This is a genomic window from Streptomyces sp. NPDC087906 (genome assembly GCF_055584925.1).
The window spans coordinates 412564-432265 of the sequence record NZ_JBVJLC010000001.1; the positions used below are offsets into that span (position 1 = coordinate 412564).

Below are 19702 nucleotides of genomic sequence, written 5' to 3' on the forward strand. Positions count from 1 at the left end.
GGTGCTACTCCGTTCCGGTCGGCTCGTCGAGGGCGGCGAGCAGGGCGGCGGTGTGGGCCTCGGCGCGGGTCAACCCTCCGGCGGAAGAGGGGCCTTGGCCGGGTGTGACGTAGAGGTTCGGGCGACTGGGATTGGGGCTGTGCTCGCGGGCGATCCAGGACCGCCAGTCGGCCGCCCACGCTCCTGCCGTGCGGGGCTGGAAGTCAGCACGGTGAGCACGCCACTTCGCGTCAGCGGCGGCGAGGCCGTCCTCGCCGAGGCGGTCGAGGTGCCCCTGCCGGCTGGCCCAGGCGTGGGTGTCCGGGGTGACCTGCCACTCGCTGGCCGAGGTGACGGCGGTAGCACTACTGCTGCTGTACCTACTTCGGTTCACCTTCGGTTTACTACGGTTCTGGGGGTCGGATTCAGACCCTTGAAGGGGTCGGGATCCGACCCGTCGGGGGGTCAGATTCCGATGTGAGGGGACAGATTCCGACCCGGGCGGAATCTGACGAGGAGGGTCGGATTCCGACCCGTCCCTGGGCCAGATTCCGTACTTCCGCAGTCGCTTTCCGTCCACCTCAGGCTCCGGATCGGAGGCAGCCGGCGGCTCGACATACGCCTCGGGGGCGTCCTTCGTGGCTGCGGCGAGTTTGGTGAGCCATGCGGCAGTGCGCGGCAGCCGGTAGACCGTGCTGCGCTGCGGGCCGACGAAGGTGTCCAGCGTCTGCAGCTCGCCGCTCTCCGCGAGGGCGGTCAGAGCGCTGCGCACGGCGTTGCGGCTTGCGTTCGTCCGCTGCATGAGAGAAGCGATCGAGGCCCAGGCGATGCACTGCTCGTCCGGCACCCGGTCGGCGATCGACAGCAGGACCAAGCGCGCGGTTCCCCGGCTGGAGCTGCGCTCCCACACCCATTCACGCGCGTCTTTGCTCATCGGCCGCCCCGGCGGCCGTCAGCGGTCGAACCAGGCGGCGAGGTGGGGCGGGTCGCCACGGTGGCCTGGACGTTCGGCCGTTCAGCCTCCGGGAGCGGTTCTCCTGTGCGCGGTTGCTCTCTGCGGGCGGGCAGGTGGCCGGCCCTCGGGGTACGGGAGGCGGCTACGGCGGGCTGGGCCGTAGGGTCGGGCATGGCGGTTCCTTACCCGGTGGCCAATGGGCTGGCACCCATGGCGCACCGTCGTGTTCGTCGCGGAAGGGCGAATCGGCAGGGGACTTGGTGGCTCCCGGTGCTCTGCGCGCCGGGAGCCGGCCTCATTTCCGGGCGGGCGAATCCAAGAAGCCACACCTACGCCGCAAAAGTCCAGCATTCACCGGAGAAAGCGGACAGCTGTCGGCGAACACCTGCTGCGGGGGCCTCTCGATAACGGTAGACCAGAATCTCCGGTTGACGAAAAAGCCCGGCACCGGCAAAGCCAGAAGCATCACACCGCAGAAACCTTGCGCGGCCGCCGTGGCCCGAGCTACAGCACATAACTCCACGTCAGGCCACACGCAAACAGCTGCCGACGACAACCTTCTCCCGCCACGGAGTGGCCGGCTCAACTCACCGGTGACATTGAAACGGGGCGCAACATAGCCGCAGAACGCCGGTTAACCAAACCGGCGAACGCGAGGTACACATTTGGTCATGAGAAACAGACCCGCTCCAATAAGCTCGCTACGAGTACCGGCCGCCCGAACCATTGAATTCCTCCGCCCGCAAAAGGCATCGGCCGGCGTCAACTCGCCGATCGAGCAACAGCTTTGGGCCGCCTGTTGACCCGCACCGTCGCGTGCCGCATCGAACGCACACGACGCCCCGGTATCGACGACCTCGTCGTCATTGCAGGCGCGTTGCGCGTCTCGCCCCTCGCACTCCTGTGGGAGCCGACCGCCCCCTAGCCGGGTCGGCCCTCACCGTCCTTCCGCGATCAACACCCAAGGCGCCGCCCAGGGATGCCAGTCCCGCGCGCCGGAACAGGACCGTTCTTGAACCGTTTCGACATGCCCTCGCACGGGCCCTCCGTCCGGACCGCTGCCTGGAAGGAGGTGAGCAACGAACCCGATCGCCTCCTCACCGTGGCTGACGCCGCCGAACGGCTCGGTACCGGTGAGCGGTTCATACGCCGCCTGATCCACGAGCGTCGTATCCGCTACGTCAAGATCGGCAAGTACGTCCGCATCGCCGAGAGCGTCCTTCGCGACTACGTGGGCGAGCGGACCGTCGAGCCCGTCCGCAGTACGCGGTCCCGTCACGGGAGAGCGGTCTGACCGCCCGCGCCCGTGGGGCTTCGCGTCGCCGCTTCGGCGCGATACGCAAGCTGCCGTCCGGCCGGTACCAGGCCCGGTACCCCGGCACCGACGGCGTGTTGCGCCCAGCTCCCGATACGTACGAGACGAAGCGCGACGCCGAGGTCTTCCTCGCACAGATCCAGGCCGACCAGACGCGTGGCGACTGGATCGACCCGGCCGACGGCGAGGTGCTGTTCGCCGAGTACGCCACCCGCTGGATCGACGAACGGGGCCTCGCACCCACGACGGACGAGCTGTATCGCCGGCTCCTGCGACTCCACCTGGAGCCGACGTTCGGTGCTCTGTATGTCAACGCCATCAGCCCGGCCCGCGTCAGGTCCTGGCGCGCGGAGCGGCTGCGGGCCACGGGCAGGACCACGGTCGCCAAGTCGTACCGGCTACTGAAAGCCATCATGGAGACCGCGGTCGACGACGACATGATTCGCAAGAATCCGTGCCGTATCCGCGGCGCGGGACGCGAAGAGGCCGACGAACGTCCCGTCGCGACGGTGGCCCAGGTCTTCGCCCTTGCCGATGTCATCGGTCTGCGCTGGCGGCTGTTGGTCCTCCTCGGCGCGTTCGCCTCGATGCGTCCGGAGGAACTCGCCGAACTCCGCCGAGACGACATCGACCTCGACGCCGGCTCTCTATGGGTACGCCGTGCCGCGCCCGAGTTGAACACCGGCCACCGCGTCATCGGCGACCCCAAGTCCCGTGCCGGCAAACGGGAGATCGTCCTACCCGCCTTCCTGTACGAAGACCTCCGTCGTCACCTGGAATGGTTCGCCGAGCCAGGACCCGACGGGCTGGTCTTCGTCGGAGAGAAGGGCGCGCCCCTGCGCGGTACGACCTTCGGGCGCAAGTGGCGAAGAGCCCGGGACCAAGCGGGCCTACCCGGGGGCTTCCGCTTCTACGACCTGCGGCACACCGGCAACACCCTCGCCGCCGACACCGGGGCCAAGCTGAAGGACCTCATGGTCCGCGCGGGCCAGTCCTCCGAGAAGGCGCAGCTGATCTACCAGCACTCCACCAAGGAGCACCAGCGCCGGCTCGCCGCTGACATCGACCACGACGTCCGCCGCCAGACACAGCGACCCCACCAGAGCAGCGGCGGAGGTGCGACCATTCATCCTCTTGTGCCACGCCCACCTGCGTCTGGCACGCCGCTCGCGCGACGTAGATAGCCCGGTCGGCGCGGATCCGTGATGGTGGGGCGACCGGCCTCTGGTACATGGGCCAGTTGAGGGTTCTGGCACACATTCCGTGAGGGCGATCACGGGCGTCTGCCACGGTGACGTCGCGTCATCTGGGACTGTGGTGCGGTGTGATGACCTCATAGGGGTGCTGTTCCCGCAGTTCAGGTCGGCCTTGGTGGAGCGGGTGTTCACGGAGCGCGGTGTGGTGCACATCGTTGCGAGAACCCTCGATGGCACGGCTTGGTGCACGGACTGCGAGTCTCTGTCGAGTCATGTGCACAGTTGCTACGATCGCCAGCTGGCCGACACTCCGGTCGGTGACCAGCCGGTGGTGATCGCACTGACCGTGCGGCGGCTGTACTGCGATATCGCCTTGTGCGGGCGTCGTACGTTCGTTGAGCAGGTCGCGGGTCTGACGTTCAGGTACGGGAGAAGGACTCCGGCCTCGCATCGTGTCCTGACGGTCGTTGCAGTTGCCCTCGCAGGCCGGGCCGGACACGCTGCTGCGGGCGATCATGGCCGTGCCTGATCCGCTCCGGTCAGCACCTCAAAGGCTGGATCATCGCTGTCCGCACCGCGGACCTGACCCGTCTGCATGCCTTCACCACAGGTCTGGAGAAGGACTGGGATGCCGTGCTCCAGGGCCTGAGTACACGCTGGAACTCCGGCCCGTCGAGGGCCGCGTAAATCAGATCAAGCTGGTCAAACGCCAGATGCTCGGACGCGCCAAGCTCCCCCTGCTCCGCAAACGCGTCCTTCTCACAGCCGCAGCAAACCGGTGACCCGGAGCCAGGAGTGTCAGACCACTGCGGCATGCTCGCCGGCATGAACGAAGACGCCTTCTGGCAGCTCATCGAGGACTGCAGGCCCACGGAACCTGACCCGGACGCCGAAATCCTTGCAGCCACGCTCACCGAGCGGCTTGCCCAGTCTCCGTTGTCGCTGGTCATCGGCTTTGCCGAACAACTGTCGTGGGCGCTCTACCGGCTGGACCGCAAGGAGTACGGACACGACCTGAGCGGAGATGTCTTCCTCTACACCCGAGCCGCGGTCGTCGCCGCCGGCCGCACCGAATTCGACAGCGTCCTCCAGGACCTATCGGCCTTCACTCCTTACGCCGCCGACCTCATCTGGGCCGAGCCCCTGCTCTACACCCCGGACCGGGCATACAAACGCATCACCGGGGAGGAGTGGGACCGCGATACCCGCTACTCCTACGAATCCCGCTCCAACACGGAGGGCTGGGCTGATCAAACGCCATGGCCTGCGGGTGGTGACGAACTCCAGCGTCGTTGATCGTCCTCACGGAATGTGTGCCAGAACCCAGTTGAGACGCCGTCTGTCAGAGGCAGCGGATTGGATCAGCGCATGACCTCATACGACGTCGCGCGTCGACTGCCTGCCATCGGTGACCTGCGGAACCTGTCCCGTTCGTTGGCGGTGCTCGACACGATCCTCAGCCCTGACTGGGAGTACCGGTACTTCTCCTTCAACTCCGCCTGGGCGGACGGTGAGGAGATGGCCTCGATGCGCAACGGCTCGGGGGACGAGTACTCCATCGTCTTCTCGGCGGCAGGTGCCTACGTGCGCGGCTTCGATCACGAGTCGCCGATGAGCCTGGGCGCAAACGACGGTGCGGTCTGGCCGGGCGTGATCGACGGTGTTCCCTCGGCCTTCCGCTCGTGTGTGGAGGAGCCGGCTTTCAGCAACGGGGACCATGTGCCGGCCGTGACGGCCTGCATATGGCGAGAGACGGCCGACACTCGGTGGAGACACGGAACGATTGACTTCCCAGCAGGCTACGACGACCCCGACGGCGCGAACCGGCTGTTCCGCCTCCTCGCCGACCCTTCTCCCAAGGCGTACCAGCGATTCGCCGAGGACTACTACGAGGTCCCCGTGAACCTCGCAGCGGTCGGCCACGTGTACGCGTTGCGACCGCTGACCCCCGCGCTCGTGTCGGGCCTGAACGCGGCGACCATCCTGTCGGACGTGGCTGAGGAAATCCGAGGGATTGGCTATCCGGGGCCGGAGCGCAGTCCCTTCTGAGCGTTGCACGCGTCAGGGAGAACCTTGCGAACGGTTCCTTGTGCCCCGCTCAAGGCTCACCTGCGGCCTGTGATGCAGGTCACTTAAAGTGCGTCTCGCTAAATGAGATGACGAGGCGTCCTGTGTCGTCCAACGGGGCCCGTCAGCGTCATTCGGCCTGGTCGGAGGGGCCGTTATGGCACGCGAATGGCACGAGCCCTAGAAATGGTCTAGACAACAAAGGAGGCCCAAGTCGCTGACTTGGGCCTTCGTCGTGGAGCGGGTGACGAGAATCGAACTCGCGCTCTGAGCTTGGGAAGCTCATGTTCTACCATTAAACTACACCCGCGCGGACAGCCTGATGGGGCGTCGCGTCGTCGCATACTCTACCTCACCCCTCGGTTCCCGGTGCAGTCCGGGGCGGGGGGTGCGTGTTGTTCGGGGGGTGGATGGGGGCGGTGGGGGCGGGAGTTGGGGCGTAGGTTGGGTGTCGGAGTGCCGGGGCGTTCGGTGTTCCCTTCATCCCCTAATGTGGCGTTCGTCCGCGTTTGCTTGGGGAAGGGAACCGATGGATTTGATGGAGCGCACCGTCGTCCGCTGTGCCGATGGGCATGTGTTCAGTACTGCGTCGTTCCCGATGCAGCAGCTTGAGGCCGGGCGGATCGGGCCCGGGCGGCTTATTCGGTGTCCGCGGTGTGCTCGGTTGCGGCATGCCGTGCCTGTGGAGGTTCGGCGGGGCTGAGGCGCGGTGGCGCCGGTGTGGGGTGCGTGGGCCGGCCGGATTCGGGTGGTCCGCGTGTTCCCCCGTATCCTCGGGGCGTGCTTCTCTCCGACAAGGACATCCGGGCCGAGCTCGACTCCGGACGCGTACGCCTCGATCCGTACGACGCCTCGATGGTGCAGCCGTCGAGCATCGATGTGCGGCTCGACCGGTTCTTCCGCGTGTTCGAGAATCACCTGTATCCGCACATCGATCCCGCCGTCGAGCAGGCCGATCTGACGCGGTTGGTGGAGCCCGAGGGGGACGACGCGTTCATCCTGCATCCCGGGGAGTTCGTGCTCGCGTCCACGTACGAGGTCATCTCGCTGCCCGACGACATCGCCTCCCGGCTGGAGGGGAAGTCCTCGCTCGGGCGGCTGGGGCTGGTGACGCATTCGACCGCCGGGTTCATCGACCCCGGGTTCTCCGGGCACGTCACCCTTGAGCTGTCGAACATGGCCACGCTGCCCATCAAGCTCTGGCCGGGGATGAAGATCGGGCAGCTCTGCCTGTTCCGGCTCAGTTCGCCGGCGGAGTTCCCGTACGGTTCCGAGCGCTACGGCTCGCGGTACCAGGGGCAGCGGGGGCCCACGGCCTCGCGGTCCTATTTGAATTTTCACCGAACTCAGGTGTGATGGTCGCATGAGTCAGCAGCGGGAGAATCTGTCGTACGAGAAGTTCGGCCGCGCCGTGCGTGAACTCGCGCAGAGCGTCGCCGACGACGGGTACGAGCCCGACGTCGTGCTGAGCATCGCCCGCGGCGGGGTGTTCGTGGCCGGCGGGCTCGCGTACGCGCTCGACTGCAAGAACATCCACCTGGTCAACGTGGAGTTCTACACCGGCGTCGGAACCACCCTCGCGATGCCCGTGATGCTCGCGCCCGTGCCCAACGTCGTCGACTTCTCCAACAAGAAGGTCCTCATCGCCGACGACGTCGCCGACACCGGCAAGACGCTCAAGCTGGTGCACGACTTCTGCCGGGCGCATGTCGCCGAGGTGCGCAGCGCCGTCATATACGAGAAGCCGCAGTCGTCGGTGAAGTGCGAGTACGTGTGGAAGCGCACCGACGCGTGGATCAACTTCCCCTGGAGCGTCGAGCAGCCTGTCGTGCGGCGTACCGGACAGGTGCTCGACGCCTGAGGGGTTTCCTCGGGGTTCCCTACAGGGTGCCCAGCTTGATCAGGGAGAGCAGCGCGATCAGCTCGATCGCCGACGCGCCCAGCGCCTTCGGCCACGGCAGGTCGTGCGACTTGCCCACCATCGCCGTGAACAGCGCGCCCGCCCCGATCCACGTCAGCCAGCCCAGCACCTGGACGATGCTGTTCTCGCCGCCCAGGAAGACGCCCACGATCAGGCGCGGGGCGTCGGTGATCGACATGATCAGCATGGACAGGCCCACCGTCGGCTGCCACGCGCCGTCGCCGCCGAGCTGGCGGGCGAGCGTGTGCGTCACCACGCCCAGGATCAGACCGCCCACCACGAACGCCACGGCCGTCGTCAGGACGTACGGGATCGCCGTCGAGAGCGTCGCGCTTATGGCGTCCTCGCGGGCCGTGTCGAAGCCGAAGAGCGCGAGCAGCCCGTAGAGGAACGTCACCGTCAGCGCGGGGCCCCACACCGGGTAGTCGCGCATCTGGAGGAACGTCATGCGCGGCCGCAACACGATGCCGCTCAGCAGGTCCCGCCAGCCCAGCCGCGGGCCCGACGGCGCCGCAGCGGCGCCCGCGCGGTACGTCGCGCCGTCGCCGTACGGGTCGTCACCGATGCTGAACGCCTGTGTGTGACCCGGGTTGTTGGCGTACGGGTCCACGCCGCCGCCCTGCTGCGGGTGCTGCGGGTGCTGGGGCTGCTGGTACGGGTCGCCGAAGTACTCCGGCTCACCGTTGTAGCCCCCCTGCCCCGGCGGCGGCCCGCTCTGCGGCCACTGCTGCTGGCCGTACTGAGGCGGCGCCTGCCGCCCGTACGGCTGCTGCTGTTGCTGCCGTTGCGGGTGTTGCTGCGACGTGCGGTTGTCCCGGCCGCGTCCGTTCCTGAATCCAGCCACGCAATCGAACGTACCCGCTCCCGGCGGGCCCAGCGGGCGCGGACGGCGAACGCGCGTACCTTTGCGGCCGACCTGTGACATCCCCTAGGGGGACACCGGGGGGACCCTGGGGGGCTGCCAGGGCGTCGCCGAGGGGCTACTCGCCCACACGTAACGCGGCCGGGCCCGCTCCCCATCCAGGCCCGGCCGTCCCCACCACGAGCTGGTTACTGCACCACGAGCCGGCTACTGCGCCGGCTCCGGTTCCGCCACCTTCTCCGTCTCCGGCTCCGCCGGCGTCCGCACCGAGTCGAGCAGCAACTGAGCCACGTCGACCACCTGGAGCGACTCCTTCGCCTTGCCGCCCGTGGCGGAGCCACTGTCCGGTGCGGCCTTCTTGGCGTTGACCGAGTCGGTCAGCATCACCAGGCAGAACGGGCACGCCGTCGACACGATGTCCGGGTTCAGCGACAGCGCCTCGTCCACCCGCTCGTTGTTGATGCGCTTGCCGATCCGCTCCTCCATCCACATCCGCGCGCCGCCCGCGCCGCAGCAGAAGCCCCGCTCCTTGTGGCGGTGCATCTCCTCGCTGCGCAGTCCCGGCACCTTCGCGATGATCTCGCGCGGCGGGGTGTAGATCTTGTTGTGCCGGCCCAGGTAGCAGGGGTCGTGGTACGTGATGAGCCCCTCGACCGGGGTCACCGGCACCAGCTTCGCCTCGTCCACCAGGTGCTGGAGCAACTGGGTGTGGTGGATGACCTCGTACTCGCCGCCGAGCTGCGGGTACTCGTTGGCGATGGTGTTGAAGCAGTGCGGGCAGGTCGCGACGATCTTCTTCGCCGACCTGGGCTTCTTCGACTCGGCCGTGGCACGGCCCTCGTCGTCCAGCTCCTCGCCGAAGGCCATGTTCAGCATCGCCACGTTCTCCTGGCCGAGCTGCTGGAACAGCGGCTCGTTGCCCAGGCGCCTGGCCGAGTCGCCCGTGCACTTCTCGTCGCCGCCCATGATCGCGAACTTGACGCCCGCGATGTGCAGCAGCTCCGCGAAGGCCTTCGTGGTCTTCTTCGCCCGGTCCTCCAGCGAGCCCGCGCAGCCGACCCAGTACAGGTAGTCGACCTCCGACAGGTCCTCGATGTCCTGGCCGACGACGGGCACCTCGAAGTCGACCTCCTTCGTCCACTCCAGCCGCTGCTTCTTCTGCAGCCCCCAGGGGTTGCCCTTCTTCTCCAGGTTCTTGAGCATCGTCCCCGCCTCGCTCGGGAAGGCGCTCTCGATCATCACCTGGTAGCGGCGCATGTCGACGATGTGGTCGATGTGCTCGATGTCGACGGGGCACTGCTCCACGCACGCGCCGCAGGTGGTGCAGGACCACAGCACGTCCGGGTCGATGACGCCGTTCTCTTCGAGCGTGCCGATCAGCGGGCGTTCGGCCTCGGCGAGCGCCGCGGCCGGTACGCCGGCGAGCTGCTCGGCCGACGCCTTCTCCTCGCCCTCCATGGTCTTGCCGCCGCCCGCCAGCAGATACGGGGCCTTGGCGTGCGCGTGGTCGCGCAGCGACATGATCAGCAGCTTCGGGGAGAGCGGCTTGCCGGTGTTCCAGGCGGGGCACTGCGACTGGCAGCGGCCGCATTCGGTGCAGGTGGAGAAGTCGAGGATGCCCTTCCAGGAGAAGTGCTCGATCTGCGAGACGCCGAACACGTCGTCCTCGCCCGGGTCCTCGAAGTTGATCTCCTTGCCCGCGGAGACCATCGGGAGCAGCGGGCCCAGCGCCGTACCGCCCTGCGCGTCGCGCTTGAACCAGATGTTCGGGAAGGCCAGGAAGCGGTGCCAGGCGACGCCCATGTCGGTCTTGAGCGCGACGGTGATCATCCAGATGAACGAGGTCGCGAGTTTGATCAGCGCGACCACGTAGACCAGGTTCTGCAGGGTGCTCAGGCTGAGTCCCCGGAAGGCGGCGACCAGCGGGTACGACACGACGTACGCGGCGCCGTAGCTGTCGGTGTGGTGCAGGGCGCCTTCGAGGCCGCGCAGCGTCAGGATGCACAGGCCGATGATCAGGATGACGGCCTCGACGAAGTACGCCTGGCCGAAGTTGGATCCGGCGAAGCGGGACTTGCGGCCCGCGCGGCCGGGCAGCGAGAGCTGGCGGATGACGATGAGCGTCAGGATGCCGAGCGTGGTGAGGATGCCGATGAGTTCGACGAACACCTCGTACGGGGTCCAGTCGCCGATGACCGGCAGCAGCCAGTCGGCCTGGAAGAGCTGGCCGAAGGCGTTGATCAGGGTCAGTACGAGGGTGAAGAAGCCGACCGCCACGAACCAGTGCGCGACGCCGATGACGCCCCACTTGTTCATCCGGGTGTGGCCGAGGAACTCCTTGGCCACGGTCAGGGTGCGCCGGCCGGGTTCGTCGGTCCTGGTCCCTGCCGGTACGGGCTGGCCGAGCTGGGTGAAGCGGTAGATCTGCGCGATGGCTCGGGCGAACAGCGCGACGCCGACGACGGCGAGTACCAGCGACACGATGATCGCGGCGAGTTGCATGGGGGCTCCTCGGGCCTGCGAGGTGGGAAATCCCGCGAGCTGGGAAATCCCGCACGCTACTAAGCGGTAACTTAATCAGTCCGTCCTGAGCGTACCCACTTATCTCACCGCGATGTAGCGGCGCAACCGGTGATCTGTGTCGCTCAGTGCGGCATGGGTGCTCATTTGAGCACATCGGACTTCGGTGGCGTGACGCGCCTCGGCGCGGGCGGGTCGGGCGAGCTGGAGCGCCGGTACCGAGCGGGCCAGGATCAGCAGGTCAAGACCGATCCAGTGGTGCTCGACGTAGTGCTGGTCGAGCAGCGGCGCCTCGTCCCAGGGCAGCGCCGAGTGCCGCCGCACCTGGGCGAGGCCGGTCAGCCCCGGCCGTACGCTCTGCCGCCAGCGCGGCGCCGCGCCCGGCGAGCCGACGACCAGCGGCGCCGGTCCTACGAGCGACATCTGGCCGCGTACGACGTGGGGCAGCCGGGAGAGCAGGTCGAGCCGGAACCGGCGGGTGCGCAACGAGCGGACGATGAAGGGGTGGCCGTCGCGGCCGGTGCGGTAGTCGCTCGCGAGGATGCCGCCGGGCGGCCGGGTCGCGGCGACGGCGAGCGCGGCGACGGCGAGTACGGGGGCGGAGACCGCCAGCAGGACGGAGCCGAGCGTCAGATCCAGCAGCCGTTTGGCGTCCGGCAGGCGCCGTTCGGGGGTCGGGAGAAACCGCTTGGGGGTCGGGAGCAGCCGTTCGGGGGTCGGGAGGAACCGTTCGGAGGTCGGGAGGAACCGTTTGGCGTCCGACAAGATCCGTGCGGGGTCCGACCGGAGCCGTTCCGGGGCCGGCCGGACTCCTCTCGGGGCCGGCCGGAATCCTTTCGGGGGCGGCGGGCACCCTTTGGGGTCTGCCAGGAACCGTTCGGGGGTCGGCGTTCGTTTGTCGTAACGACCCATCCGGAATCGAGCCATAAGCCGTACCTGCCTGTTCTGTCCTGTTTGTGGGACTTGTCATAGAACGATCGCACGGCGATACGGCTCGGCCCGGGTTAGCGGCCATTCCGGGGCCGTGTCAGGGCAGGTCAGCTCCGGTGCTGCGGGGTGGCGGCACAATAGTTGAGCCCCCTTGGCTCATGTCCTTTGACTCTCGCGGATCTGTCGTGCATCCTTGAGCCTGTTCCACTCAAGTCAGTTGGAGGAATCGAAATGGCACGTGCGGTCGGCATCGACCTGGGCACGACTAACTCCGTCGTCAGCGTTCTCGAAGGCGGCGAGCCCACCGTCATCACCAACGCCGAAGGCGCCAGGACCACGCCGTCCGTCGTCGCCTTCGCCAAGAACGGCGAGGTGCTCGTCGGCGAGGTGGCCAAGCGCCAGGCAGTCACGAACGTCGACAGGACCATCCGGTCGGTCAAGCGCCACATGGGCACCGACTGGAAGATCAACCTCGACGGCAAGGACTTCAACCCGCAGCAGATCTCGGCCTTCGTGCTGCAGAAGCTGAAGCGGGACGCGGAGTCGTACCTGGGGGAGAAGGTCACCGACGCGGTGATCACCGTCCCGGCGTACTTCAACGACTCCGAGCGCCAGGCGACGAAGGAGGCCGGCGAGATCGCGGGCCTGAACGTCCTGCGTATCGTCAACGAGCCGACGGCGGCCGCCCTGGCCTACGGCCTGGACAAGGACGACCAGACGATCCTGGTCTTCGACCTCGGTGGCGGCACCTTCGACGTGTCGCTGCTGGAGATCGGTGACGGCGTCGTCGAGGTGAAGGCCACCAACGGTGACAACCACCTCGGTGGTGACGACTGGGACCAGCGCGTCGTCGACTACCTGGTGAAGCAGTTCGCCAACGGGCACGGCGTGGACCTGTCCAAGGACAAGATGGCTCTCCAGCGTCTCCGCGAGGCCGCGGAGAAGGCGAAGATCGAGCTGTCGTCCTCGACGGAGACCACGATCAACCTGCCGTACATCACGGCGTCGGCCGAGGGGCCCCTGCACCTCGACGAGAAGGTCACGCGCTCGCAGTTCCAGCAGCTCACGTCCGACCTGCTGGACCGCTGCAAGACGCCGTTCCACAACGTCATCAAGGACGCCGGCATCCAGTTGTCCGAGATCGACCACGTGGTGCTGGTGGGCGGTTCCACCCGTATGCCGGCCGTGGCCGAGCTGGTCAAGGAGCTGACCGGCGGCCGTGACGCCAACAAGGGCGTCAACCCGGACGAGGTCGTGGCCATCGGTGCCGCGCTCCAGGCCGGTGTGCTCAAGGGTGAGGTCAAGGACGTCCTGCTCCTCGACGTGACCCCGCTGTCCCTGGGTATCGAGACCAAGGGCGGCATCATGACCAAGCTCATCGAGCGCAACACCACGATCCCGACGAAGCGCTCCGAGATCTTCACGACGGCCGAGGACAACCAGCCGTCGGTGCAGATCCAGGTCTACCAGGGCGAGCGCGAGATCGCGGCGTACAACAAGAAGCTCGGGATGTTCGAGCTGACCGGTCTGCCGCCGGCCCCGCGCGGCGTGCCGCAGATCGAGGTCACCTTCGACATCGACGCGAACGGCATCATGCACGTCGGCGCCAAGGACCTCGGCACCGGCAAGGAGCAGAAGATGACCGTCACCGGCGGCTCCTCGCTGCCGAAGGACGAGGTCGACCGGATGCGCCAGGAGGCGGAGCAGTACGCGGACGAGGACCACAAGCGCCGCGAGTCCGCCGAGACGCGCAACCAGGCCGAGCAGCTCGTCTACCAGACGGAGAAGTTCCTCAAGGACAACGAGGACAAGGTCCCCGGTGACGTGAAGACCGAGGTCGAGGAGTCCATCGCCGAGCTGAAGGAGAAGCTCAAGGGCGAGGACACCGCCGAGATCCGCACGTCGACCGAGAAGGTCGCCGCCGTCTCGCAGAAGCTCGGCCAGGCCATGTACGCCAACGCGCAGGCGGACGGCGCCACGGAGGCCCCGGCCGACGGCGGCACCGAGCAGCAGGCCAAGCAGGACGACGACGTGGTCGACGCCGAGATCGTCGACGACGAGCGCGACACGAAGGGTGGGGCGGCGTGACCGAGGAGACTCCGGGCTTCGACGAGAAGCCCGACGTCCCCTCCGGCGCCTCCTCGGATGACGCCACGCCGCACGCCGCCGAGCCGGACTCCGACAAGGAGCCGGGCCCGGCGGCCCCGGCCGGGGACGCAGCACAGCAGATCGCTCTGACAGCCCAGTTGGACCAGGCCCGGATGGCGCTCGGTGAGCGCACGGCGGACCTCCAGCGGCTGCAGGCGGAGTACCAGAACTACCGCCGTCGGGTGGAGCGGGACCGGATCCAGGTCAAGGAGATCGCCGTCGCGAATCTGCTGACCGAACTCCTCCCCGTGCTCGACGACATCGGCCGGGCGCGTGACCACGACGAACTCGTCGGCGGCTTCAAGTCCGTCGGTGAGTCGCTGGAGAACGTGGCGGCCAAGCTCGGACTGCAGACGTTCGGCAAGGAGGGCGAGCCCTTCGACCCGACGATCCACGAGGCGCTGATGCACTCGTATGCGCCGGATGTCACGGAGACGACGTGCGTCGCGATCCTGCAGCCTGGGTACCGGTTCGGCGAGCGGACCATCAGGCCCGCGCGGGTCGCGGTGGCCGAGCCCCAGCCGGGGGCCCAGCCGAAGGCGGCCGACGAGCAGGGCAACCCGGCCGGTGACGTCGACAGCAAGGAGAGCGGTGGCCCGGACGAGGGCTGACGCGGTAGTGACAGCAGTGACAGGCGGAGAGGAGGGACGTCGGGAATGAGCACGAAGGACTTCGTGGAGAAGGACTACTACAAGGTTCTCGGCGTCCCCAAGGACGCCACAGAGGCCGAGATCAAGAAGGCGTACCGGAAGCTCGCCCGCGAGTTCCACCCGGACGCCAACAAGGGCGACGCCAAGGCCGAGGACCGCTTCAAGGAGATCTCCGAGGCCAACGACGTACTGGGCGACGCGAAGCGCCGCAAGGAGTACGACGAGGCGCGCGCCCTGTTCGGCAACGGCGGCTTCCGTCCGGGCCCCGGCGCGGGCGGCGGTTCGTTCAACTTCGACCTGGGGGACCTCTTCGGAGGCGGCCCGCAGGGCGGCGGCGGACAGCAGCCCGGCGGCGCCGGCGGTTTCGGCGGCGGCCTCGGGGACGTGTTCGGCGGTCTGTTCAACAGGGGCGGCGCGGGCACGCGTACGCAGCCGCGCCGCGGCCAGGACATCGAGTCCGAGGTGACGCTCAGCTTCACCGAGGCGGTCGACGGGTCCACGGTCCCGCTGCGGATGTCCAGCCAGGCGCCCTGCAAGGCGTGTTCGGGCACCGGCGACAAGAACGGCACCCCCAGGGTCTGCCCGACCTGTGTCGGCACGGGCCAGGTCTCGCGCGGCACCGGCGGCGGATTCTCGCTGACCGACCCGTGCGTGGACTGCAAGGGCCGCGGGCTCATCGCCCAGGACCCCTGCGAGGTCTGCAAGGGCAGCGGGCGCGCCAAGTCGTCGCGGTCCATCCAGGTCCGCATCCCGGCGGGCGTCAGTGACGGGCAGCGGATCAGGCTGCGCGGCAAGGGCACCCCGGGCGAGCGGGGCGGCCCGGCCGGCGATCTGTACGTGGTCGTGCATGTGCACGCCCACCCGGTGTTCGGCCGCAAGGGCGACAACCTCACCGTCACCGTGCCCGTCACCTTCGCGGAGGCGGCGCTCGGCGGCGAGGTGAAGGTGCCGACCCTGGGCGGTCCCGCAGTGACCCTGAAACTCCCGGCCGGCACCCCCAACGGCCGGACCATGCGCGCCCGCGGCAAGGGCGCGGTACGTAAGGACGGCACGCGCGGCGACCTGCTGGTCACCGTCGAGGTGGTCGTCCCCAAGGACCTCGGCGCGCAGGCACGTGACGCGCTGGAGGCCTATCGGAAGGCGACCGGAGACGAGGACCCGCGGGCGGAGTTGTTCCAGGCCGCGAAGGGAGCATGACGTCATGGACAGGGACGGTCGGCGCAGCCGGCCCTCGGCGTTCACGAGGGCCTACGAACTGACCGAGGAGACGCCGGTGTACGTCATCTCGGTGGCGGCCCAGCTCTCCGGTCTGCACCCGCAGACACTCAGGCAGTACGACCGGCTCGGCCTGGTCTCCCCGGACCGCACGGCGGGCCGGGGCCGGCGTTACTCGGCCCGCGACATCGAACTGCTCCGCCAGGTGCAGCAGTTGTCGCAGGACGAGGGCATCAACCTCGCCGGTATCAAGCGCATCATCGAGCTGGAGAACCAGGTCGCCGCGCTCCAGGCCAGGGTCGCCGAGCTGGCGGCTGCCGTGGACGGCGCCGCTGCCGCGATGCAGCAGCGCGAGGCGCAGGTGCACGCGTCGTACCGCCGGGACCTCGTGCCGTACCAGGACGTGCAGTCGGCGTCGGCGCTGGTGGTGTGGCGCCCGAAGCGGGCCACGGACTGAGCCGCCGCCCGGACAAGCGAACGGCTACTGGACTGGGCCCCGCCACCACGGCGGGGCTCAGTCCAGTTCGCGTTCCTCGCACGTCGCCCACCAGTGGGTGAGCTGGTAGACCGTACGGAAGCCCAACCGCCCCCGCAGGTCCGTCAGATGGGCGTTGACCGTACGGGCGCTGTAGCCCAGGGTCTTGGCGATCTGCTGCTGGTCGTGGCCCGCGCACAGTTCGCGCAGGATGGCGCGCTGGAGCTGCGTGCTGACCACGGGGGCGCCGGACGGCGCGGGTGCCAGCCACTCGTCGGCCCGTACCCACTGCTGCTCGAAGACATCGGCGAGGAAGGCGCAGACGGCGGGGTCCCGCACCTGCCAGGCCCCTTCGGCGGCCGGGCGGCCCTCCAGCCGGTCCACCAGGAAGGCCAGTCTGCGGTCGAAGATGATCATCAGCAGGAACGGGCTGGCCAGCGTGCGGAACTGGCCGCCCTTCGGCCGCAGCGTCCTGACCCGCTCGTGGACGGCCGGGTTGGTCTTGTTGCTCGCGCGGTAGAGCGTGCGGACCGACACGCCGCGCTCCAGCAGCTCGGTGTCCCGGCCCTCCGCCAAGGCCAGAGAACGGCGCGTACGGGGCCCCGGCTGGGCGCAGAGCATTTCCTCCCGCGCGCTGTCGCAGGCGGCAGCTATGGACCGGTTGACGGCGTCCTTGCCCTCCACGAAGAGCGCGCCGGGCGAAGGAGCGGCACCGGGGCGGGCTGCGGCGTGGCGTGCGCGCAAGTCGTCCACGGCGGAGTGCAGTTCGGCGACGAGTCCGACGGAGTGGGTCAGGGCGTCCCGTACGGATCCGCGCAGCCGGTGCTCCACGTTGTCCAGGTCCAGCACGCTGACGAGGCCGCTCGCCGGGTCCGTACGGGCGATTCCGCGGCTGTGCAGGGCCGCGAGGCCCTCGGTGTCGGGCGGTACGTTCTCACCGGCCGCCAGGCGCGCGTACAACTCCCGTGCCGCGAGGGGCAGCAGGCTGTCTCGCGCGGGCTCGGCTTCTCGCGCCATCCGCCGTTGTCCCCACCTTCCAAAACCGGAACTTCTGACGTGCGAAGCGTCCGCCGTCTTGCCGTCGGGTCGCCGGTCGTGAAGCGTAGCTCCACGTGAAACGGGTCAGCCCCCGGTGGCACCCGCCGGCACCCCCCTCAGTTCTTCTCGTCAAGGATCCCCGACTGCGCTATCAGGAAACCGAGTTGTGCGCGGCTGCCGCTGCCGAGCGAGGCCGCGAGCTTCGCGATGTGCGCACGGCAGGTGCGGACGTTCATGCCGAGCCGCCGGGCGATCGTCTCGTCGACCAGGCCCTCGATGAGCAGCTTCGCGATGGACCGCTGGACGTCGGTGATGCCCTCGGGGTCGGGGGCGGAGGCGATGGGTTCGAGCAGCGGGGTGGCGCGCTGCCACAGGTGCTCGAAGACCTTGGTGAGGTACGACACCAGGCCGGGGTGGCGCAGTTCGAGCGCGACCGTGTTGTCGTTGCGGGCCGGGATGAAGGCCACGGTGTCGTCGCAGATGATCAGCCGCTCCACGAGCTGTTCGAGCGTGCGTATCTCGATCTTCGTGCCGGCCATGTGCTCGACGTAGGCGAAGGTGCTCTGGGTGTAGCGCACCGTGTGCTGGTACAGCGTGCGCATGCTGATGCCCCGGTCGACCAGCGGTTTCTGCCGCGCTATCGCCTGGCTGAGCACGTTCTCGCTGCGCCCGCCGCCCGGCTGGATGGTCAGCACTTCCGTCCTGCTCTCGGCGGCGGCCACATCGAGCGCGTTGTTGATGCGGTTGGACCCTTCGAGCACCGTGATGGCGTGGATGTTGGGCGGTGCCTGCGCGCTGAGGACGATGAACTGCTCGAAGGAGTCGGCGAGGTCGACCGTCTGCCGGCGGCGCTCCTGGATCTCCCGCTCGATGGGGTGCAGCCGCTGCGCCAGTGCGGTGGCGGGAGCGACCGGACGCAGCCAGTCGGGGTCGTCGGGATCCGGGTGCAACAGGGCGAAATCGATCAGGCAAGGGGCCGATTCGACCTCGTGCCTACCGATACGTCCGGAGCGCAGAGCCTGGGTGTAGATCCGTGTCCCCTCGGCACACAGTTCCGTAAGAGCGTGCCGATGTGTCTCATTTGAGTAAGTCGTACTCAATTCTCCACCCCTCAGGTTGCTGTACCTGCAGGAACATGATGCATCGCTCCTGTGGCGTTGGGGTCTACCAATGAGTCATTGTCGTGACGGACGGGGAGAGGAACTACTTAGTGAGGACGTAGCCGTTATGGGCAGGAGATTGCTTCGTTCGGCGCTGGTCGTCGCCTTTGCCGCTCCGGTGGCACTGGGCGGACTGAGCGCGCTCGACATGGGCTGGGGCAGTGCTCCGGCTGGTGTCCGGGTCGCGGCGGAGCAGACGCACGTGTCCGGAGCGGTCACGACGCTGGGCACGGCGGACATGGGCTGGGGCCACCGCGCGGCGGCCGCCGTGCCGGTGACACCGCCGGACATGGGCTGGGACACCACCCCCGCCGATGTCGCGCCTGTCACACCGCCCGACATGGGTTGGGACACCACCCCGGCAGACGTAGTCGCATGAACGTCCCATCGGATGACCGGGTCCTCCGGCGCGAGATGGCTACCGCCTATCGCTCCGGATGGCACTTCATCGATCTCGTCACCGCGATCTCACACCGCGGCGAATCGGTGACGGTCACCCTCTTCGGCGAACCGATCGTCGTCGTACGCGAAGAGGACGAAGAGGTACGTGCCTACCGCCTCCTGCGAAGGCCGCGGGGCGCGCCGCAACCGGTGCGGTGTGTCATCAGGTACGACATGATCTTCGTCAACCTCGACCAGCGTGACCACCAGCTCGTCGAGCCACAAACCAACACGGCCACCCCCCGCAGTGCCTGAACGATTCCCCCGTCGTTCAAGATCGTTCAGGCGCTTCCCCCACACAACGGCGCCATCGTGGACCTGAAACACGATGGCGCCGTTGTGCTGCCCGCGTTCACTTCGCGGCCGGTGGCCGGTTTCAGCCGCGCCCCATCGTCCGGTCGACGGTGATCTCGATGACCACCCGGTCCGGGTTGGGCGAGGGCGTGCGCCCGTAGCGCGCCGTGTAGCGGCCCACCGCTTCGGCGACGGCGCCGGCGTCCGTACGTACCGTCGCGCGCCCTTCGAGCGTCGACCAGCGGCGTCCCTCGGCCTGGCAGACGGCGACCCGCGCGCCGCTCGCCGCCGACTGTGCCGCCAGTACGTTGCGGACCTTCTTGCTGTGCTTGTTCGCGATGACGCGCGCGATCCCCGCCTCTTGGTCGTACGTGACGCCCACCGGGACCAGATGCGGGGTGCCGTCGGGGCGCGCCGTGGTCAGGGTGCAGACATGGCGCTCGCTCCAGAAGGCGAGGAACTCCGGGCTGTGTTCGCGACTGTGTTCGCGCTGGTCGTCGGACATGCGGCAAATCGTAGGCGGGGAAGGCCGCCGT

The 19702-nt window shown here is 68.3% G+C and carries 20 protein-coding genes and 1 tRNA gene; 13 read left to right on the forward strand and 8 right to left on the reverse strand.

Annotation, left to right across the window (positions count from 1 at the left end):
* Window positions 1-4: 4 nt before the first annotated feature.
* Window positions 5-913, reverse strand: coding sequence for a helix-turn-helix domain-containing protein (locus ACZ63I_RS01775; protein WP_469334360.1), 909 nt, complete (start codon window positions 911-913; stop codon window positions 5-7).
* A 1048-nt stretch (window positions 914-1961) separates the two neighbouring features.
* On the opposite strand from ACZ63I_RS01775, the gene ACZ63I_RS01780 reads away from it, so the two are divergent.
* The 5 genes from ACZ63I_RS01780 (at window position 1962) to ACZ63I_RS01800 (ending at window position 5494) form a co-directional block, all read left to right on the forward strand.
* Window positions 1962-2228 (forward strand): helix-turn-helix domain-containing protein, encoded by a 267-nt coding sequence (locus ACZ63I_RS01780; protein WP_469334362.1) that lies wholly within the window; start codon window positions 1962-1964, stop codon window positions 2226-2228.
* Window positions 2225-3433, forward strand: a complete 1209-nt coding sequence (locus tag ACZ63I_RS01785; protein WP_469335515.1) for a tyrosine-type recombinase/integrase — start codon at window positions 2225-2227, stop codon at window positions 3431-3433. Before ACZ63I_RS01780 ends, ACZ63I_RS01785 begins: the two co-directional genes overlap by 4 nt.
* 217 nt (window positions 3434-3650) lie before the next feature.
* Window positions 3651-3974 (forward strand): transposase family protein, encoded by a 324-nt coding sequence (locus ACZ63I_RS01790; RefSeq protein ID WP_469335517.1) that lies wholly within the window; start codon window positions 3651-3653, stop codon window positions 3972-3974.
* 296 nt (window positions 3975-4270) lie between these two features.
* On the forward strand, window positions 4271-4741 hold the full coding sequence (locus tag ACZ63I_RS01795) for a DUF4240 domain-containing protein (protein WP_469334364.1): 471 nt from the start codon (window positions 4271-4273) through the stop codon (window positions 4739-4741).
* A 60-nt stretch (window positions 4742-4801) separates the two neighbouring features.
* Window positions 4802-5494 (forward strand): hypothetical protein, encoded by a 693-nt coding sequence (locus ACZ63I_RS01800; protein WP_469334366.1) that lies wholly within the window; start codon window positions 4802-4804, stop codon window positions 5492-5494.
* A 254-nt stretch (window positions 5495-5748) separates the two neighbouring features.
* Here the strand turns inward: ACZ63I_RS01800 and ACZ63I_RS01805 are convergent.
* Window positions 5749-5822 (reverse strand) — tRNA-Gly (locus ACZ63I_RS01805).
* 470 nt (window positions 5823-6292) lie between these two features.
* Here ACZ63I_RS01805 and dcd point away from each other — a divergent pair.
* Window positions 6293-6868 carry a dCTP deaminase gene (dcd, locus tag ACZ63I_RS01810; protein ID WP_041987775.1) on the forward strand — a complete coding sequence of 192 codons (576 nt, stop codon included), beginning with the start codon at window positions 6293-6295 and terminating at the stop codon, window positions 6866-6868.
* 7 nt (window positions 6869-6875) lie between these two features.
* Window positions 6876-7373: a phosphoribosyltransferase gene (locus tag ACZ63I_RS01815; protein WP_469334368.1), complete on the forward strand. Its 498-nt coding sequence runs from the start codon at window positions 6876-6878 to the stop codon at window positions 7371-7373.
* 19 nt (window positions 7374-7392) lie between these two features.
* On the opposite strand, the gene ACZ63I_RS01820 is transcribed toward ACZ63I_RS01815, so the two are convergent.
* The 3 genes from ACZ63I_RS01820 to ACZ63I_RS01830 form a co-directional block, all read right to left on the reverse strand.
* The gene (locus ACZ63I_RS01820) at window positions 7393-8277 is read right to left on the reverse strand and encodes a Yip1 family protein (RefSeq protein ID WP_469334370.1); all 885 of its coding nucleotides are present in this window, start codon (window positions 8275-8277) and stop codon (window positions 7393-7395) included.
* 225 nt (window positions 8278-8502) lie between these two features.
* Window positions 8503-10797: a (Fe-S)-binding protein gene (locus ACZ63I_RS01825; protein ID WP_469334372.1), complete on the reverse strand. Its 2295-nt coding sequence runs from the start codon at window positions 10795-10797 to the stop codon at window positions 8503-8505.
* Window positions 10798-10896: 99 nt separating this feature from the next.
* Window positions 10897-11580, reverse strand: coding sequence for a sugar transferase (locus tag ACZ63I_RS01830; RefSeq protein ID WP_469334374.1), 684 nt, complete (start codon window positions 11578-11580; stop codon window positions 10897-10899).
* Window positions 11581-11976: 396 nt separating this feature from the next.
* On the opposite strand from ACZ63I_RS01830, the gene dnaK reads away from it, so the two are divergent.
* The 4 genes from dnaK to ACZ63I_RS01850 are packed head-to-tail and all read left to right on the forward strand — an operon-like array spanning window position 11977 to window position 16215.
* Window positions 11977-13833, forward strand: coding sequence for a molecular chaperone DnaK (gene dnaK / locus ACZ63I_RS01835; RefSeq protein WP_041987787.1), 1857 nt, complete (start codon window positions 11977-11979; stop codon window positions 13831-13833).
* Window positions 13830-14504 carry a nucleotide exchange factor GrpE gene (gene grpE, locus ACZ63I_RS01840; RefSeq protein ID WP_469334375.1) on the forward strand — a complete coding sequence of 225 codons (675 nt, stop codon included), beginning with the start codon at window positions 13830-13832 and terminating at the stop codon, window positions 14502-14504. Before dnaK ends, grpE begins: the two co-directional genes overlap by 4 nt.
* Before the next feature lie 45 nt (window positions 14505-14549).
* Complete coding sequence (dnaJ, locus tag ACZ63I_RS01845; protein WP_469334377.1) at window positions 14550-15740, forward strand: molecular chaperone DnaJ; 1191 nt, start codon at window positions 14550-14552, stop codon at window positions 15738-15740.
* 4 nt (window positions 15741-15744) lie between these two features.
* The gene (locus ACZ63I_RS01850) at window positions 15745-16215 is read left to right on the forward strand and encodes a heat shock protein transcriptional repressor HspR (RefSeq protein ID WP_469334378.1); all 471 of its coding nucleotides are present in this window, start codon (window positions 15745-15747) and stop codon (window positions 16213-16215) included.
* Between the two features lie 57 nt (window positions 16216-16272).
* Here ACZ63I_RS01850 and ACZ63I_RS01855 read toward each other — a convergent pair whose 3' ends face one another.
* Window positions 16273-17250, reverse strand: a complete 978-nt coding sequence (locus ACZ63I_RS01855; RefSeq protein ID WP_469334380.1) for a helix-turn-helix transcriptional regulator — start codon at window positions 17248-17250, stop codon at window positions 16273-16275.
* Between the two features lie 137 nt (window positions 17251-17387).
* A complete protein-coding gene (locus ACZ63I_RS01860; RefSeq protein WP_469334382.1) occupies window positions 17388-18371 on the reverse strand; it encodes a helix-turn-helix transcriptional regulator in 984 nt (327 codons plus the stop codon).
* Between the two features lie 127 nt (window positions 18372-18498).
* Here ACZ63I_RS01860 and ACZ63I_RS01865 point away from each other — a divergent pair, with 127 nt between their 5' ends.
* Both ACZ63I_RS01865 and ACZ63I_RS01870 read left to right on the forward strand, forming a co-directional pair.
* Window positions 18499-18810, forward strand: coding sequence for a hypothetical protein (locus ACZ63I_RS01865; RefSeq protein WP_469334384.1), 312 nt, complete (start codon window positions 18499-18501; stop codon window positions 18808-18810).
* Window positions 18807-19127: a hypothetical protein gene (locus ACZ63I_RS01870; protein WP_041987799.1), complete on the forward strand. Its 321-nt coding sequence runs from the start codon at window positions 18807-18809 to the stop codon at window positions 19125-19127. Before ACZ63I_RS01865 ends, ACZ63I_RS01870 begins: the two co-directional genes overlap by 4 nt.
* A gap of 121 nt (window positions 19128-19248) precedes the next feature.
* Here ACZ63I_RS01870 and ACZ63I_RS01875 read toward each other — a convergent pair whose 3' ends face one another.
* Window positions 19249-19671 (reverse strand): pyridoxamine 5'-phosphate oxidase family protein, encoded by a 423-nt coding sequence (locus ACZ63I_RS01875; protein WP_469334386.1) that lies wholly within the window; start codon window positions 19669-19671, stop codon window positions 19249-19251.
* Window positions 19672-19702 lie beyond the last annotated feature (31 nt).

Excerpts from the sequence above, each read along its gene's own strand:
- ACZ63I_RS01870 (WP_041987799.1), top strand. The coding sequence starts at position 18,807 with ATGAACGTCCCATCGGATGACCGGGTCCTCCGGCGCGAGATGGCTACC.
- ACZ63I_RS01795 (WP_469334364.1), top strand. The coding sequence starts at position 4,271 with ATGAACGAAGACGCCTTCTGGCAGCTCATCGAGGACTGCAGGCCCACG.
- dnaJ (WP_469334377.1), top strand. The coding sequence starts at position 14,550 with ATGAGCACGAAGGACTTCGTGGAGAAGGACTACTACAAGGTTCTCGGC.
- dnaK (WP_041987787.1), top strand. The coding sequence starts at position 11,977 with ATGGCACGTGCGGTCGGCATCGACCTGGGCACGACTAACTCCGTCGTC.
- ACZ63I_RS01850 (WP_469334378.1), top strand. The coding sequence starts at position 15,745 with ATGGACAGGGACGGTCGGCGCAGCCGGCCCTCGGCGTTCACGAGGGCC.
- ACZ63I_RS01775 (WP_469334360.1), bottom strand. The coding sequence starts at position 913 with ATGAGCAAAGACGCGCGTGAATGGGTGTGGGAGCGCAGCTCCAGCCGG.
- ACZ63I_RS01825 (WP_469334372.1), bottom strand. The coding sequence starts at position 10,797 with ATGCAACTCGCCGCGATCATCGTGTCGCTGGTACTCGCCGTCGTCGGC.
- ACZ63I_RS01855 (WP_469334380.1), bottom strand. The coding sequence starts at position 17,250 with ATGGCGCGAGAAGCCGAGCCCGCGCGAGACAGCCTGCTGCCCCTCGCG.
- ACZ63I_RS01815 (WP_469334368.1), top strand. The coding sequence starts at position 6,876 with ATGAGTCAGCAGCGGGAGAATCTGTCGTACGAGAAGTTCGGCCGCGCC.
- ACZ63I_RS01865 (WP_469334384.1), top strand. The coding sequence starts at position 18,499 with ATGGGCAGGAGATTGCTTCGTTCGGCGCTGGTCGTCGCCTTTGCCGCT.
- ACZ63I_RS01875 (WP_469334386.1), bottom strand. The coding sequence starts at position 19,671 with ATGTCCGACGACCAGCGCGAACACAGTCGCGAACACAGCCCGGAGTTC.
- ACZ63I_RS01780 (WP_469334362.1), top strand. The coding sequence starts at position 1,962 with ATGCCCTCGCACGGGCCCTCCGTCCGGACCGCTGCCTGGAAGGAGGTG.